Here is a 16,149-nt window from a genome sequence, read left to right as displayed (position 1 = left end):
AAGTGTTCGATGGAATGAGCGCGATCTATGTCGTTTATGCCGCGGCCGCGCTGACCGGCATCCTGATCGCCGAGGCCTGCTACCTGCTTTACGCCGGTCGCAGCGACAAACGCACCGCCATCAACCGGCGCATGAAACTGCAGGAAAGCAAGATCACCCAAGAGCAGGTGCTTGTCCAACTGCGCAAGGAACGCGGCCTCGATGCAGGCACGCCGCTGTTTTCGCTGGATCGGTTCCGCGCTTTGCGAACCCAGTCGGGCATGATCATGCCGCTGTCGAAATTCCTGATGATCACCTGCGGCGTGGCGATGGCGATGACCCTGGTCGCCATCTGGTACGGCTTGCCGCCGCTGATGGGGCTTGTGCTGTTTGTGGTGCTTGTGCCGGTGCTGCCAGTGATCACGCTGCGCTTCAAGCGCAAGCGCCGGGTGAAGCGGTTCGGCATGCAGTTGCCGGAGGCGCTGGAACTGATCACGCGTGGCCTAAAGGCCGGCCATCCGGTGCCGGTGGCGATCGCCATGGTCGCGCGCGAGATGCCCGACCCGATCGGCACCGAGTTCGGCGTCATCGCCGACGAGGTGACCTATGGCTCCGATCTGGTTTCGGCGTTGAACTCGCTGTTCGACCGGGTCGGCCAGGAGGATCTGCCGCTGTTCGTCACCGCTGTCTCGATCCAGACCAGTTCGGGCGGCAATCTGCGCGAGATCCTTGACGGCCTGGCGACGACGATCCGCGAGCGCGGCAAACTGCGCCGCAAGGTGCGCGCAATTGCGACAGAAGGCCGGATGTCGGCCTACATACTGACGGCGGTGCCGGCGTTGCTGTTCACCGCCATCATGGCGCTGATGCCGGGCTTCTACAGCGACGTCTGGGGCGAGGCGAAAACCTGGTACCTGCTCGGTGGGTCTATCACCTGGCTGATGCTGGGCAATCTGATGATGTTCAAGATGTCGAATTTCAAGTTCTGACATGCAGGGCTTCATCGAATTCCTCGCCTCGCTTGCACCGACCTCGTTGATGCCGGTGGCCATCCTGCTGCTGGCGGCGGGTGCTGCCGCTGTTGCCTGGCCTGTTGTCATGGCGAAGGGCGACCGCAACGAGGTCATGCGCCGGCTCAGGGTCGACAACGGTCCCGTGGCCGCCAAACCAGAGCCGGTGCAGAAGAAGAATACCGGCGTCGTGCGCGAGAAGGCGGTGAAGCGGGCGCAAGAATTCTACGCCAGGAGCGATCCGGAAAATGTCGCCCGGCTGCGCATGAAGCTCATCCAGGCGGGCTACATGGAGCCGCGTGCTGTCGGCACGTTCTTCCTGATCCGGTTCAGCGCGATGATCGGCACGGCAATCGGTGTGTTTGTGCTCAACCGGTGGATGGCCAGCCCGGACGCGACGATGGCCAGTCGCTGGACATTCGTCATCCTGTCGGGAGCGGCCGGCTATTTCCTGCCCGGCCTGGTGTTGAGCCAGAAAGTGCGGGAGCGCAGGCGTCAGTACCGCAACGGCTTTCCCGATTTCATGGACCTGATGATTGTCTGCTCGGATGCCGGCATGAGCATGGAGGCGGGCATAGAGCGCGTCTCCAAGGAACTCGCCAAGACCTATCCCGCGCTCAGCCAGAACCTGCAGCTGGTGTCGCTGGAGCTGAGGGCCGGGCGCAGCCTCGACGATGCGCTGAAGGCGCTCGCCGACCGCCTCAGCCTGGACGAGGTGCGTTCCTTCGCCACATTGCTGCAGCAGTCCAAGGAACTCGGCACCAGCCTGTCGGGGGCGCTGCGCGTTTTCTCCGACGACATGCGCCATAAGCGTATGTCGTTGGCCGAGGAAAAGGCGCACGCTTTGCCGGCCAAGATGTCGGTGCCGGTTGTTGTGTGCATCCTGCCGGTGGTGCTGATGATCGCGGCCATTCCAGTCATCGTCAAAATGACGGCGCACTAGCGAGCGCTTCACAAAAGCCCTAGCAAGGGGCTGACAACCATTGTTCTGACCGAACCCGGCTTTGCAGGTGAGAAGTCCATGCTGCTGCGCACTCTCTTGCTCGGCCTTGCCGCGGCCAGCCTGTCGCCCGCCTGGGCCGTGGCCGACGATTGCGGCGATGCCGCCGCCTTGGTGCAGCAGGCCTATCCCAAAGCTCGAAAGAACGCCGACGGCACCTCGTTCACGCTCGAACCCCACACCAGCATCGCCCTGACATTCGCGTATGGCGATCCGCCGGGGCTGGTTTGCAAGATCTGGCCCGCCCATGACGACCTGCTGTTGGTCGCAGTGCCGCTGATGGAGGGGTCCCAACCCAGCGACTACGCGCATGCCCGCGATATCGAGCTTTTGATTGTCGACAGGAAGAGCCGGCAGGTGCGCCAGCGCTTGCTCCAGCCCGGGCTGATGAATGATGATGCCATCGCCATCCGCAAGGTCGAACTTGATACCGGCCGCTATGCGCTGGCGCCCGATGTTACTGCCTTTGGCCTGCGCATCGAAATGGCGAACAATTCGCTGCCTAATCCCTTCAGTGAAACCGACCTGCGGCTCTATGCCGTCGATGGCGATTCCCTGAGGATGGTGCTCGATGGCCTGGTCGTGGGCGGCAATGGCGGCGAGGGCGATACCAATTGCGCCGGATACTTTCATACTAGTCGGGTTAGCCTGGCGATGAGCCCGGCCAAACATCATGGCTACCACGACATAACGGTGGTCGAGCAAATGGATACTGACAATCCGTTGCCCGACAAGGATGGCGAGTGCCAGTCCCATCCCGGCAAGTCCGTGAGCCAAACCTACCGGCTGCGCTATGATGGCAGCCGGTATACGGCTCCTGCGGGGCTCAAAGCCCTGGAGCCGTGAGGACGCCGCTGGCTGCGACTGAAGCAGCGTGGCCTGGTGGTTAATGGCTGGTGTGCCCGAAACCAAATTTTGGTGACGTTTCGGCACCAAAGTTTAAGCGTCGCTGATATAATGTGTTTCCTGAAGAACGACCCGGCAAATCGGGCGATGAGGCAGGGGCATGCGTCACAGTAACTTCACGGCAATGGCCGCGATTTCGGCCGTCTTGATGATGTCTGGCTGTACAACGGGCGGCGTCGACACCACCAAGACCACCGCCATCCAACCGGCGGCAAAGGACATCGACACCTCCGATCTGGCGCAAGGCAAGGCGCAGTTTCGCGACGCCAATTACGGCCTCGCCGAAAAGCACTTCCGCAAGGCCGTCGAGTTGAAGGCCGACAATGCGGAGGCCTGGATGGGGCTCGCTGCTTCCTATGATGAACTCGGCCGCTTCGACTTCGCCGACCGTGCCTACGGCCAGCTTTTGAAAGTCGCCGGCCGCAAGCCGCAGATCGTCAACAACATGGGCTATTCGCAACTGCTGCGCGGCAATCGCAAGAAGGCCAAGGCGCTGCTGCTCGAAGCGAAGGCCGGCATGGCCGATCCCACCGTCGTCAACGCCAACCTCGCTCTCTTGAACAAGGGTTGACCTCGCGTCGTCCAAGGGTCCGGTTTCGGGACACATGGCATCGAACGTTTTGTAAACCCTATCCGTAGGTTGCATCGATAGATCGGCTGAAAACCCATACCTGAGGGCTGCCGCTGACCTTAGAGTGCAGCGCAACCGCCGACGCTCGAGAGGCCCTTGCCCGATATGCTGGACTTCAGTTCGCTCCTGCTCGCAGCTGCGCTGTCGGGCATCTGCCTCAGCGTCACCATGTTTGCGATCTGGTTCACCGCGCCCAAGGCAGGCTTCGTGCTGACGGTGGCGTGCGGCATTCTGGTGCTCGTCGCGCATGTGATCCTGTTCTGGCGATACACCAAGGATCCCGATCCGCTGCTCTGTCAGATCGTGCTTGCGCTGCTCAGCCTGGGGTTCCTGATCCTCTGCGTGTCGGCCATGCAATATCTGGGCGTGCCCGGCCACAGACGCGCCGTTGCACCGGCGCTTGCCGCCATGGCTGTCTGTGCGGCAGTGACCTTCCTGGGGCTTGACGGTGTCGGCTTCATCGTCACCTACGCCACGGTGACGGTGCTTCTGTCGGCGATCGGCGCCATGTTTTGGATCAATGGCAGTCACGATCGCCGGATCCTGCTGGTGGTTTCGTTTCTGAGCGGCACCTGCGCTGTGTCGTTTGCGCTTTGTGGCGTGGTTCTGCTGACCAAGGGGCAATGGACGCTCGCGGTCGCGCCCGACAACTGGGCCGAACGACTGAATTCCGTCGTGGCGGTGGCTTGCATGACCGGGCTCGGCGCATTGACGCTCTCCCTCCACCATCTGCAGGCGCAGATCGAGCTGAAGGCCGAGACCATGACCGACCCGCTGACGGGGTTGATGAACCGGCGGGCGTTGACGTCGCTCTACGGCGAGCGGAGTTTCGGTCCGTTCATGTCCGTCGTCATGTTCGACCTCGACCACTTCAAGCGGACGAACGATGTCTATGGCCATCCGGTCGGGGACCAGGTCTTGTGCCGCTTCGCCGCGGTCATCAAGAAATATGCCAGGACCGGCGTCGACGCTTTTCGCCTGGGCGGCGAGGAATTCGCCGTCGTCATGTCGCGAATGACGGAAGAGAAGGCCCATGATCTCGCCAGCAAGATCTGTGTGGCCTTCGGCACCGAGATCGTCGCCACCCAACTCGGCAAGTTGCGCAGCACGGTCAGCGGCGGCATCGGCTTTGGCGAGGCAAGCGGCAGCAGCCTCGATGAGGTGCTGACCGAGGCCGATGCGGCGCTCTATGCCGCCAAGCGCGCCGGGCGAAACTGCGTCATCAGCCGTAAAAGGACAGGCAAGGCCGAACCTATCAAGCCGGCCTTGCGCTCCGCGTAATTATTCCGCCGCACCCAGATAGTCCGACAGTGGCGGGCAGGAGCAGACCAGGTTGCGGTCGCCGGCGACATTGTCGATGCGTGACACCGGTGGCCAGTATTTGGCTGCCGTGTCGGCGTCGCCGGCGGGATAGGCCGCCTCCAGGCGCGAGTAGGGATGCGTCCACTGGCCGGCCAGCACCTCGGCGGCGGTGTGCGGCGCGTTGACCAGCGGATTGTCGGCCAAAGGCCATTCGCCCCTGGCGACTTTCGCTGCCTCGCCTGCGATGGCGATCATCGCCTCGCAGAAGCGGTCGAGTTCCCGCTTGGGCTCGGATTCGGTCGGCTCCACCATCAGCGTGCCGGCGACCGGGAAGGACATGGTCGGCGCGTGGAAGCCGTAGTCGATCAGCCGTTTGGCGACATCGTCGACACTGATGCCGGCGCTGTCCTTGAGCACGCGGGTGTCGAGGATGCATTCATGCGCGATGCGATCGTGCCTGCCCTTGTAGAGAAGCGGGAAATGCGGCGCGAGCCGTGTCGCCACGTAGTTGGCCGAGATGATGGCGGTCTCCGTCGCCTGCTTCAGTCCGGCGGCGCCCATCATGCGGATATACATCCAGGTGATCGGCAGGATCGAGGCACTGCCGAATGGTGCGGCCGACACGGCGTGCGCCGAACCTTCGGTGACATGTCCCGGCAGATAGGGCTGCAGATGCGCCTTTACGCCGATCGGGCCGATGCCCGGGCCACCGCCGCCATGCGGAATGCAGAAGGTCTTGTGCAGGTTCATATGACAGACATCGGCGCCGATATCGGCGGGCCGCGCCAAGGCGACCAGCGCGTTGAGATTGGCGCCATCGAAATAGACCTGGCCGCCATGCTCGTGGATAAGGGCGCAGAGGTGGCGTGCACCTTCCTCGTAGACGCCATGCGTCGAGGGGTAGGTGAACATCAGTGCCGCGAGATTCTTGGAATGCTCGTTGGCCTTGGCTCTCATGTCGTCCATGTCGATATTGCCGTCCTCCAGGCAGCGCACAACGACAACGCTCATCCCGGCCATCGCAGCACTTGCCGGATTGGTGCCATGAGCGGAGGAGGGGATCAGGCAGACGGTGCGATGACCTTCGCCGCGTGAGCGATGATAGGCGCGGATTGCAAGCAGGCCGGCATACTCGCCCTGGCTGCCGGCATTGGGCTGCAGGCTGACGGCGTCGAAGCCGGTGATCTCCGACAGCCATCCTTCCAGTTCGCCGATCATGGCGCGATAGCCGGCCGAATGGCTTGCCGGCGCGAAGGGATGCAAATTGGCGATTTCAGGCCAGCTTACCGGCATCATTTCCGCCGCCGCGTTGAGCTTCATGGTGCAGGATCCCAGCGGGATCATGCTGCGGTCGAGCGCCAGATCCTTGTCGGCCAGCCGGCGCAGCAAGCGCATCATGTCGGTTTCCGACTTGTTCTCATGGAACACAGGCTGGGTCAGGAACTCCTTGCCGCGCGGCTTGCCAGGTACGGTGCTGTCGGCCGACGGAGAGGCCTTGGCGCCGAACAGGGCGGCGATCGCATCGAGATCGGCATCGGTCGAGGTCTCATCGAAGCTGATGCCGACATGGTCGGCATCGATGACGCGCAGCAGCCGGCCGGTCTTTTCAGCCGCAGTGGCGATCTGCGCCGCCTTGCCCTTGGTCTCCACCGTCACCGTGTCGAAACGGCTGGCGCCGATCACCGACACGCCTGCCGCTTCGAGGCCGCTTGCCAGACGATTGGCCAGCGTGTGGATGCGCCCGGCAATCGCCTGCAGCCCGGCGGGGCCGTGCCAGATCGCATAAGCCGTCGCCATGTTGGCAAGCAGCGCCTGTGCGGTGCAGATGTTGGAGGTCGCCTTGTCGCGGCGGATATGCTGTTCGCGTGTCTGTAAGGCAAGCCGGTAGCCGGGCCGGCCTTTGCTATCGGTGGATTGGCCGACCAGGCGGCCAGGCATCAGCCGCGTCAACTTGTCGGAGACGGCGCAATAGGCGGCGTGCGGCCCGCCAAAGCCCATCGGCACGCCAAAACGCTGCATCGGGCCGACGGCAATGTCGGCGCCAAGCTTGACCGGCGCATCGGTCAGCGCCAGGCCGAGCGGATCGGCAATGAAGACGACGATGGCGCCGGTCGCACGCGCCTTGTCGATCGCCGCCTTGTGGTCGCCATAGACGCCAAACGTATCCGGCCAGGAGACGAGCAAAGCAGCGGTGTTGTCGTCGATCGTCTCGCCGTCGATCTCGATGCCGAGCGGCTCGGCGCGGGTACGCACGACGTCCAGTGTCTGCGGGTGTGGCGTGCCGGCAAGTGCGATCTTGGTGCGCTTGTCGCGGTGGTGGCGCAAGGCGATGCCTATGGCTTCGGCGACCGCGGTTGCTTCATCCAGCAGCGAGGCCGACGCCACCGGCAGACCGGTCAATTCCGTGACCAGCGTCTGGAAGTTGAACAGCATCTCCAGCCGGCCCTGGCTGATCTCGGCCTGATAGGGCGTGTAGGCCGTGTACCAGGCCGGGTTCTCGAACAAGTTGCGCTGGATGACCGGCGGCACATGCACGCCGTGATAGCCGGCACCGATAAAGCTCTTCAGCACCGTATTCTTGGCCATGGTCGCCGACAATTCGGCCAGCGCTTCCGCTTCGCTGGCCGGTGCGGGCAGGGTCAGCGGCAAGTCGAGGCGGATCGACTGCGGCACGGCCTGGCTGATCAGCGTCTCGATGGACGGAACGCCGATCACGGCAAGCATGGCTCTGACATCGTTGACGCTCGGGCCGATGTGGCGGGCCGAGAAGGGAGTGAGTGCTGCGGTCATGTCAATAAGTCCTGATATCAACCGATATGGGCTTTGTAGGCGGCCTCATCCATGAGACCGGCGAGCTGGCTTTCGTCGGCAAGCTTCATCTTCCACAGCCAGCCGGCCCCTGTTGCGGCCGAGTTGACCAGTGACGGATCCGACGACAGCGTGCCGTTGGCCTCGGTGATCTCGCCATCGACCGGTGCATAGACATCGGATGCCGCCTTGACGGATTCGACCACGACGGCGGTGTCCCCCTTGGTCAATTTCTTTCCGGTCTCCGGCAGTTCGACGAAGACGAGGTCGCCGAGCTGCTCCTGCGCGTAATCGGTGATGCCGACCGTGGCGACGCCGCCCTCGACGCGGAGCCACTCGTGATCTGATGTGAAATAGGTCGTTGCCATTGAGGTCATCCTTTGCGGTAGCGATGCGGTGTGAAGGGCAGGGAATTGATATCGACTGGGATTTTCATGCCGCGCACGTCGGCGAAGACCCGCGTTCCCGGCTTTGCCAGAGGTGTCGAGACATAGCCCATGGCGACCGGATGGCCGGCCGAGGGGCCGAAGCCGCCCGATGTGACCTGGCCGGCCGGATTGCCGTCGGCGTCGAAGAGCGCGGCACCGCCACGCACCGGCTGGCGACCTTCCGGCTTAAGCCCGACCCGCTTTTGCGCGGGGCCTCGTTCCACGGCGGCGCGGAGCGCATCGGCGCCGATGAAAGCGCCGGAAGCGCGGATGTCCTTTGGAATTGCCCACATCAACGCAGCGCTGGCCGGATCGGTCTCCGGCGTGATGTCCTGGCCATGCAGGCACAGCCCTGCCTCCAGCCGCAGACTGTCGCGGGCGGCCAGGCCGATCCACAGCACGCGTTCATCGCCGAGCAGCTTCGCGACGAGGTCGCGCGCATCGGCTTCCGACAGGCCGATCTCGAAACCGTCCTCGCCGGTATAGCCCGACCGGCTCATGAACCAGTTCTTGCGCGGTTCGACACCATGCATGAACAGCAGCGAGCCGGTCTCGATGCCGGCGCGCGAAAGGGCGGCCCAGGCTTCAGGACCCTGGATGGCCAGGAAGACGCGGTCGAGCGGCTCGACCCTGGCGTCGAAATCCGCGGCAAGTGCACGCAAATGCTTTTCGTCGGCGACGGCGTTGCCTGCGTTGGCGACCACCATGAACCTGCTATCGCCAAGTCTGGTGACGATCAGGTCGTCCAGAATGCCGCCTGCCTCGTTGAGGAAAAATGACAGTTTGGACTGTGAGATTTGGAGTGCGCCTGCATCCAAGGGGCAAGCGCGGTTGAGCAGCGCAACCGCCTCCGGCCCGCTGACTTCGAACAGCTTCATATGCGAGATGTCGAACAGGCCAGCCTGTTCGCGGGTGTGAAGATGTTCCTTCATGACGCCCGCCGGATAGGTCAGCGGCATCGACCAGCCGGCAAAAGCGCCAAAACGCGCACCGGCGGCCACATGGATGTCTTCGAGGGGTAGGTGTCTTGTATCGTCGCCCGTCATGTCGTCTCCAGAGTCGCACGCAATCGGCCGCGAATGGCGACCAGTCCGTGCCCCTCTGTCTGAAGCCTGAGAGACTCGCGCAGCCGGAGCTCTGTCAGCGGCGCTTACACCTTCGGCGCGGGGGCAAGCCCCGACTTTCCAGAGTGTCTTTCCCGTCTACGGTTCTTTTGCCTGAGAGATTTCGGGCGATTTCCCCTTCGGCGACAGCTCTCGCTGTTCTCTCCCGCAAACAGGTAGGACTCAGACCCTGAGTCCTCGACGCGCCATCCATAGCTCGCGCGCGACGGCTTGTCACCTGTCAGCGACATCTAAAGCGCGTGCATGCCATTCTTCAAAACCGCGGCACGTTTTTGGGCGACATGCGTTGGCCGACAAGTCTTCGCTAACCACGCCGTTTGCCGGTTTTTCAAGACACTGCTGATATGTTGGCTTGTATGACGCTTGGGGCCGGCGCTTGGCGACGGCGGACGGGGACGACAAATGGGCGAATTGATCATGAGCGCGCCGGTGGCCGGGCTGACCTCGAAAAGCCGCATCGCCGCGGAGGACGTGGCGATGTTGCGCCATGAAGTGTTCGGCGATGGCGTCGTGACGCGCGGCGAGGCCGAGGCGCTGTTTGCGCTCGATGCAACGGCGAAGGACAAATGCGAGGAATGGCCGCCCTTCTTCGTGGAGGCGGTTACCGACTATATCGTCCACCAGGAAAAGCCGTCGGGCTATATCTCGCAGGACAATGCCGACTGGCTGATCCGCACGATCTCGCGCGATGGCATGGTCGACAGCCGGACCGAGCTCGAATTGCTGGTGCATGTGCTGGAACAGGCAAGATCGTCGCCGAGCCAGCTTTGCGTCTATGCGCTGGAGCAGGTGGCGCATGCCGTCATTGACGGCAAGGGGCCGCTGATGCTCGGCGGCGCGCTGGCTCCCGGCCTCATCGCACAGGCGGAGGTCGAGCTGCTGCGCCGGATCCTCCATGCCCATGGCGGCGACGGCAACATCGCCATCACGCGCGCCGAGGCCGAGGTGCTGTTCAAGATCAACGAGTGCACTGCTCAAGGGCACAAGGATCCGTCCTGGAACGAGCTGTTCGTCAAGGCGATCGCCAATTTCGTCATGTGCTCGGCCGGCTACGAAGCACCGACGCGCGATGTGGCGCTGCGCCGCGATGCCTTCCTCGAACATGCCGATCCGGAAATCGGCGGCTTCTTCAGCCGCATGATCTCTGGCGGCCTTGCCGGCATCATGGAAGCCTATCGGTCCCCGGGCGACATCGAGGCCGAGTGGGAAGCCAAGAACAGGGCGGCCGAGACCCTGGCCCGCCGCGCCGAGACGATCGATGCCGGCGAAGCCGGCTGGCTGATCGAACATATCAGCGTCGACAGGCCTCTTTACGAGAACGAACGCGCGCTGCTGACGCTGATCAAGCACGCCTCACCGGAAATCCATCCGGCGCTGAGGCCGCTGCTCGACAAGGTTGCCTGAGCGGTAGGGGGTTGCCTCGGTCAAAGCCGGGGTTGCCCGATTAGATCTGGTCGACGTCGATGTATATCCTTGCCAAGCCTTCCCTGACGGTCGGCATGGCATCGGCGACGCTGATGGCGATGTGGTCGTGCATGAGCCTTGCGGCCCTGTCGGCATCGCGGGCTACCATGGCCCGGGCGATTTCGCTGTGTTCGGTGTAGGTCGTCGACAATCGCCGGTGCTTCTCCACTTCGATCTTGCGAACGAAATGGATGCGCGTGTTGATGCCTTCGAGCATGCGCGCCAGTTCGGAATTACCTGACAGCCTGGCGATGCGGATGTGAAATTCCTCGTCCCTGGCGGTCAGCTCAGTGCTGGAAAATGAGTCGGCGCGCGCCATGGTGAGCGTCCACCAGTCGACGAGCGCGGCAAGCTCCTCATCTGTCGAGCGCTGGATCGCCAGCCTGACGGAGCGCTCCTCGAGCACCGCCCGCACGTCGGAAAGATTGACGATCTCGTCGACATCGAAGCCCCGGCAAAAGAAGCCGCGATTGGTCTGGAAAGTGATGAGTTCTTCTGTGACCAACCGCTGGAGCGCCTCCCGGATCGGGCTGCGGCTGACATTCAGCCTGGCGGCAAGCGCCACTTCGTTGATGCGCTCGTTCGGCTTGAAGCGATAGTCCATCGCCATGCCACGGATTTCTTCATAGACACGCGGGCCGGTCTTGATCGGCTTGGATGCCAACGCCGCGCTGTTGTCCTGGTTGCTTTGCCTGGTGGGTCGGGGCATGGCCTCGTCAAGCCTTTGCGGCGCTTGGTTCGGTGAACCGTGCCTGTGTGGGAAGGATACCGTCGAGGGCGATCGGCGCGGTCCGGCCGGCGATCAGATCGGCGATGATACGGGCCGATCCATGCGCCATCGTCCAGCCGATATGGCCGTGCCCGGTGTTCAGCCACAGGTTTCGGATGTCGCGCAGGCCGAGGATCGGCAGGTTGTCGGGCGTCATGGGCCTCAGGCAGGCCCGCATCTCGGCGCGATCATAGGCGATGCCGCGCGGGAACAAGTCCTGCGTGACGCGCTTCATGAAGGCGAAATCCGAAGGCTTGTGGCTGCGATCATAGCCTGCGAATTCCGCGGTGGCGGTCACGCGGATGCGATCGCCCATCGGCGTGATGGCGACGAGGTTGTGCTCATCGATGACAGGGAGTTTTGGAGCCAGCGCCCGATCGACGATGGGAATGGTCATGGAATATCCCTTGACCGGATAGATCGGCAGACCAAGGCCGATCTTGCGGGCGAGGACGGGGCTCTCGGCGCCGAGACTCAGAACGTAGGTGTCGGCCAGAAACTCTCCCTTGTCGGTGACGACCTTGGTGATCGTTTCCTTTCTGCGTTCGATCCCCACGATCCTGGTCCCTGTCAGGATCTTGCCGCCCCTATTTTCGACGATGGCCGCCAGCGCGCGCGTGAACTTGGCGGCGTCGCCGGTTTCGTCGGTCGGACACAATACGCCGCCGGCAATGTTGTCGCGCGACGAAGCCAGCGCCGGCTCGCGGTCAACGATTTCCTGCGCGTCTACGATGCGGATCTCCTGGCCGTCGGCTTCCAGCAGGCGCATGTTGGCGACGCCCTTGTCGAGCGCCTGATGGCTGCGGTGGAAATAAAGAATGCCGTCCGACGTCCTGTCGTACGGGATCGCCTCTTCCCTGACGACCGCCTGCAGGACCGATTGGGAATGGACCGCAAGCCGATGTTTGAGCAGAGTGTTGCGACGTGCTTTGGCGGCCGTGCATTGCATGAGGAAGCGCAGCGACCAGCTGTAGAGATGCGGGTCGGTGGAGAGCTTGAAACGAAGCGCCTGGTCTTTCAGGAACAGTGACTTCAGCAGGGTTTTTGGCGCGGCCGGCGATGACCAGACGAAGGAATGGCCGGGCGCGATCATGCCGGCATTTGCCCAGCTTGCCCCTTCGGCCACCTGTGATGCCTGCTCGAGAACGGTGACCGTGTGGCCGTCCTTCTGCAACTGATAGGCCGTGGTGATCCCGACAACGCCGCCGCCCAAGATCAATACGCGCATCGCTGTCCCGAATGGTTGTCGTTTCTATTGTCGACAATTCAATAGGAAGACGCTGGTCATTGTCAACGGCGCGTGGGTCGACGATCGATTCACCGTTCAGACAGGGCGAAACCCCGGCATTTCTCGGTTGCCAAAATTCGAACGGAGCTCTTGACACGTTTGGCAAAGTTGTCGTTTCTATTGTCGACAATTCTGATTGGCATCAGGAAGGGGACTGCGCCATGGACGCCCCGCTTAGCCGCGCCGACGACACGCTTGTCCTCGACAAGGAACACATTCCCTTCACGACCGACAACGGCATCGGCACCCGCGCCAATCTCGGCCTGCTCGTCCTTCGGACCGACCAGACCATCGAGGATGAATTCCGCTATGCGCTGCCCGCGCGCGACATCGCGCTGTACGAGGCGCGGCTCTACAGCGATGTCGAGATCACGCCTGAAAACCTGATGAAGATGTCGGCCGTCATCCCGGGAACGGTCGGGCTCTTGCCGGACGTCAAGTTCGATGTGATCGGCTTTGCCTGCACTTCGGGAGCGCTGGTTATCGGCGAGGACAAGGTCGCCGAACGCGTTCACGAGGTGCTGCCGGGCGTGCAAGTGACCAACCCGGTGACGGCGGCGCGGGCGGCGCTGAAGGCCCTGGGCGTTTCGCGGATCGCGTTGCTCACCCCTTATTTGGCAAAAATCAATCATTCCCTGCGGTCATCGCTGATGGCGCGGGGGTTGGATATTCCGGTCATGGGCTCCTTCAACGAGGCGGACGACAATGTCGTTGCACGCATCACGCCGGCATCGGTCAAGCAGGCCATCTTGGAAATCGGTGCGTCGAGCGACTGTGAGGCGGTGTTCGTTTCCTGCACGAGCATGCGCGTTGCCCGCATCATCGAGGACGTCGAGAAGGAACTGGGGAAACCGGTAACCTCGAGCAATCACGCCCTTGCCTGGCACATGCTGCGGCTCGGCGGCATTGGTGAGCAGATTGCCGGAAAGGGCGAACTGTTTCGCCGCTCGCTAGGCTAGCATCTTCAGAGCCGGATTTGCGGTGTGCAGCTCAGATCCCGCCGTACCAGTCGTAGCCATTGTCTTCCCAATAGCCGCCGCGACCGCCGCCGACTGTGGCGAAGCCATCGACCAACTTGATCTTGTAGAGATATTTCGGCATCTTGTAGCCGAGCTGGCGCTCGACGCGAACCCGCAGCGGCGCGCCGTTCTCGACCGGCAGCGGCTTGCCGTTCAGGCCATAGGCGAGGATCGTCTGCGGGTGACGGGCATCGATCAGGTCGATGCTGCCGTAATATTTGATGTCGCCGGAGAGGCTGCGGTCGATCGTGTCGAGGCAATGGAACATGACGTAGCGCGCCTGCGGTTTGACAACCGCCTGGTCCAGCACCAGCGACAGCGGGGTGCCGGTCCATTTGGCTATGCAGCTCCAGCCTTCGACGCAGTCATGGCGGGTGATCTGGGTGCGGCTCGGCATGTTCTGAAGCTGCTCGCGGCTGAGCGACAGCGGCTTTTCGACGAGACCCGTCACTTCCAGACGCCAGTCGGCGAAATTGTTGGCGAGCAGGCCTTTGTAAACATCGTCATCGGGAGCGGTGACACCGTTCGGCCGCTGCGGCTGGCGTATGTCGGCCTCCGTGAATTCCGGCGCCAGCGCGTCACGTCCGGCAAGCAGGCGCTGTGCCCGGTATGTCAGGTCATTGGCGTTTTCGAGAAAACTGCGCAGGCCGCTGCCAACACCTAGCTGACTGTCGAAGGCGTCGCAGCCCGACAGCATGATGCCGGAGACGCCAAGGCTGGCACCGGTCAGGAATTTGCGGCGGCTGATCTGGAATTTTGCCATGTCAGGCATTCCTCTCGACGGGTTTGTCGTCCTGTGCGGGAGGATCGGTGCGATACCAGCCGGTGATGATTGAGCGCAGTTCGTTGATCGGGCCGGCGGCCAGGATCATCAGGATATGGACGACGAAGAAGGCGACCAGCAGCACCATGACGGTGAAATGGATGGTGCGTGCCGTCTGCCGGCCACCGAGCAGATCGTTGAGGAACGGCAGCACCGAATTCATGCTCGGCGACATCGCCAGGCCGGTGATGATCATCAGCGGCAACAGCACGAACAGCACGCCGCTATAGGCCATCTTCTGCAGCGTGTTGTATTCGCGCGCGTGGTGGAATTTGAGCTTGGCATGGTCGACGATGTCTTGCGGCAATCGCTTCAAATCGTCGAGGCGTGGCGCGAGATCGCGCCGCAGATGGCCGTTCACGATGCTGGCGACAAACCAGACGATCAACGTCGTGGTCAGTATCCAGGCAAAGAAGAAATGGATGACGCGCGCGGTGCCGAGATCATAGTAGGACGGGATGGTCGCCCAGGATGGAAAGGCGCGGGATGTCTCCTGGCCGGCCGGACCCGACCAGCCGAGCACGCCAGTCGTGTCGAAGCGCTTGCCGAAGATTTCCGTGTAGCCGCGCGGACCCGCGTCGGAATTCTCAGCGCCGATGGCGAAGATGGTGTTGTTGTAGTCAAAGCCCGATTCTTTGCCGATATAGAGCTGCGGACGGGCATTGAAGATCTGCAGGCCTGACAGCAGCATGAAGAACAAGGAGATGGCCCAGAGCCAATGCGTCAGCCGCGTCCAGCGAGACTGCCGGTAGATCAGCGTTTTGTCGTTCGACGCAGAAGCGCCTGGATCGGCGGCGGATTGGCTTCTGGCAACGGATTCCATCGTCTTTCGTCTCCCGGCCTCGCGGCATGGCCTGCGCGTTCATTGTCCTCCTGATACGTCGCGATCCAAACCGATGTTTCATCCGATCACGGATTTATTACGGACCGCCCAGGCTGACGGCGAGATTGACGGCGGCGGCGACGATGACCGTGTTGAAGAAAAACGACAGGATCGAATGGACAAGCACGACACGACGCATATGCGTTGTCGAGATGTTGGTATCGGCAGTCTGTGCGGTCATGCCGATCACCGTCGAGAAGTACAGGAAATCCCAGCCCTCCGGCCGTTTGTCACCCGGAAACAGCAGTCCGCCGACCGGGATTTTCTTCCTGGTCTCGGCATCCACCGCATCGCCGTCCATCCAGTAGACATGGGCATAATGGAGCGCTGCCATGGCATGGATTGTGAACCAGCCGAGCGGGATCGACAGCAGCGCGAAGATGAGCTCGACGGGATGGCTTCTGTCCTTCTGATTGATCAGCAGGAACAATGAGATAACGGCAACGCCGACGACGACAAGCGTCACAGCGAAGATGACCAGCACCGGCTGGTCCGTGGCACGCGCATTCCTGCTCAGATACCTGCCGGTGAACTTCGGCATCTGGGCGACGACGAGAATGACATAGGCGGCAAAGAACGCGTTGGCGCCGATCGAATAGGCAAGCGGGGCGTGCAGCAGCAACGCCACGAGAAGCGCAAAAACGCCAACGCAGGCCGACACAGCGAACAGCATGTGGCGCTGAATGGGAGACTTCACCGGGGTTTCGGCAGCCAT

Annotated in this window: 15 protein-coding genes and 1 riboswitch; of the genes, 7 read left to right on the top strand and 8 right to left on the bottom strand. The window is 62.6% G+C overall.

All coding sequences use genetic code 11. The features are described 5' to 3' along the window. Positions 1-2: 2 nt before the first annotated feature. The 5 genes from NKJ04_RS04620 (at position 3) to NKJ04_RS04600 (ending at position 4,807) form a co-directional block, all read left to right on the top strand. Positions 3-968, top strand: a complete 966-nt coding sequence (locus NKJ04_RS04620) for a type II secretion system F family protein (protein WP_023810506.1) — start codon at positions 3-5, stop codon at positions 966-968. A 1-nt stretch (position 969) separates the two neighbouring features. Then, on the top strand, positions 970-1,932 hold the full coding sequence (locus NKJ04_RS04615) for a type II secretion system F family protein (RefSeq protein WP_352673697.1): 963 nt from the start codon (positions 970-972) through the stop codon (positions 1,930-1,932). A 78-nt stretch (positions 1,933-2,010) separates the two neighbouring features. Next, positions 2,011-2,835 carry a PA3715 family protein gene (locus NKJ04_RS04610; RefSeq protein ID WP_352673696.1) on the top strand — a complete coding sequence of 275 codons (825 nt, stop codon included), beginning with the start codon at positions 2,011-2,013 and terminating at the stop codon, positions 2,833-2,835. A gap of 160 nt (positions 2,836-2,995) precedes the next feature. Then, the gene (locus NKJ04_RS04605) at positions 2,996-3,466 is read left to right on the top strand and encodes a hypothetical protein (protein ID WP_023810509.1); all 471 of its coding nucleotides are present in this window, start codon (positions 2,996-2,998) and stop codon (positions 3,464-3,466) included. A 165-nt stretch (positions 3,467-3,631) separates the two neighbouring features. Continuing rightward, on the top strand, positions 3,632-4,807 hold the full coding sequence (locus NKJ04_RS04600; RefSeq protein ID WP_023810510.1) for a GGDEF domain-containing protein: 1,176 nt from the start codon (positions 3,632-3,634) through the stop codon (positions 4,805-4,807). On the opposite strand, the gene gcvP is transcribed toward NKJ04_RS04600, so the two are convergent. The 3 genes from gcvP to gcvT are packed head-to-tail and all read right to left on the bottom strand — an operon-like array spanning position 4,808 to position 9,110. Then, positions 4,808-7,618 (bottom strand): aminomethyl-transferring glycine dehydrogenase, encoded by a 2,811-nt coding sequence (gene gcvP, locus NKJ04_RS04595; RefSeq protein ID WP_352552912.1) that lies wholly within the window; start codon positions 7,616-7,618, stop codon positions 4,808-4,810. Positions 7,619-7,635: 17 nt separating this feature from the next. Next, entirely contained in the window at positions 7,636-8,004 is a 369-nt protein-coding gene (gene gcvH, locus NKJ04_RS04590; protein ID WP_023810512.1) for a glycine cleavage system protein GcvH, read from the bottom strand. A 5-nt stretch (positions 8,005-8,009) separates the two neighbouring features. Continuing rightward, a complete protein-coding gene (gene gcvT / locus NKJ04_RS04585) occupies positions 8,010-9,110 on the bottom strand; it encodes a glycine cleavage system aminomethyltransferase GcvT (protein WP_352610692.1) in 1,101 nt (366 codons plus the stop codon). Between the two features lie 149 nt (positions 9,111-9,259). Beyond that, positions 9,260-9,346, bottom strand: a riboswitch (glycine riboswitch). A gap of 244 nt (positions 9,347-9,590) precedes the next feature. On the opposite strand from gcvT, the gene NKJ04_RS04580 reads away from it, so the two are divergent. Next, the gene (locus tag NKJ04_RS04580) at positions 9,591-10,592 is read left to right on the top strand and encodes a hypothetical protein (protein ID WP_352610694.1); all 1,002 of its coding nucleotides are present in this window, start codon (positions 9,591-9,593) and stop codon (positions 10,590-10,592) included. A gap of 40 nt (positions 10,593-10,632) precedes the next feature. On the opposite strand, the gene NKJ04_RS04575 is transcribed toward NKJ04_RS04580, so the two are convergent. Then, positions 10,633-11,361, bottom strand: coding sequence for a GntR family transcriptional regulator (locus NKJ04_RS04575; RefSeq protein ID WP_352610696.1), 729 nt, complete (start codon positions 11,359-11,361; stop codon positions 10,633-10,635). 7 nt (positions 11,362-11,368) lie between these two features. Further along, positions 11,369-12,649: a D-amino acid dehydrogenase gene (locus NKJ04_RS04570; RefSeq protein ID WP_352610698.1), complete on the bottom strand. Its 1,281-nt coding sequence runs from the start codon at positions 12,647-12,649 to the stop codon at positions 11,369-11,371. Between the two features lie 221 nt (positions 12,650-12,870). Between NKJ04_RS04570 and NKJ04_RS04565 the strand changes: the two genes are divergently transcribed. Further along, positions 12,871-13,668 (top strand): maleate cis-trans isomerase family protein, encoded by a 798-nt coding sequence (locus NKJ04_RS04565; protein ID WP_352673693.1) that lies wholly within the window; start codon positions 12,871-12,873, stop codon positions 13,666-13,668. Between the two features lie 31 nt (positions 13,669-13,699). Here NKJ04_RS04565 and NKJ04_RS04560 read toward each other — a convergent pair whose 3' ends face one another. From NKJ04_RS04560 to NKJ04_RS04550, 3 genes are all read right to left on the bottom strand, one after another. Further along, positions 13,700-14,491 carry a molybdopterin-binding protein gene (locus NKJ04_RS04560; RefSeq protein ID WP_352673692.1) on the bottom strand — a complete coding sequence of 264 codons (792 nt, stop codon included), beginning with the start codon at positions 14,489-14,491 and terminating at the stop codon, positions 13,700-13,702. A gap of 1 nt (position 14,492) precedes the next feature. Further along, positions 14,493-15,374 carry a cytochrome b/b6 domain-containing protein gene (locus NKJ04_RS04555; RefSeq protein ID WP_023810519.1) on the bottom strand — a complete coding sequence of 294 codons (882 nt, stop codon included), beginning with the start codon at positions 15,372-15,374 and terminating at the stop codon, positions 14,493-14,495. A 97-nt stretch (positions 15,375-15,471) separates the two neighbouring features. Beyond that, complete coding sequence (locus tag NKJ04_RS04550; protein ID WP_352552923.1) at positions 15,472-16,149, bottom strand: DUF1345 domain-containing protein; 678 nt, start codon at positions 16,147-16,149, stop codon at positions 15,472-15,474.

Origin of the sequence: Mesorhizobium sp. M0618 (assembly GCF_040320765.1) — a bacterium.
Lineage (GTDB): Bacteria > Pseudomonadota > Alphaproteobacteria > Rhizobiales > Rhizobiaceae > Mesorhizobium.
This window is presented reverse-complemented; position numbering and strand designations above follow the sequence as displayed.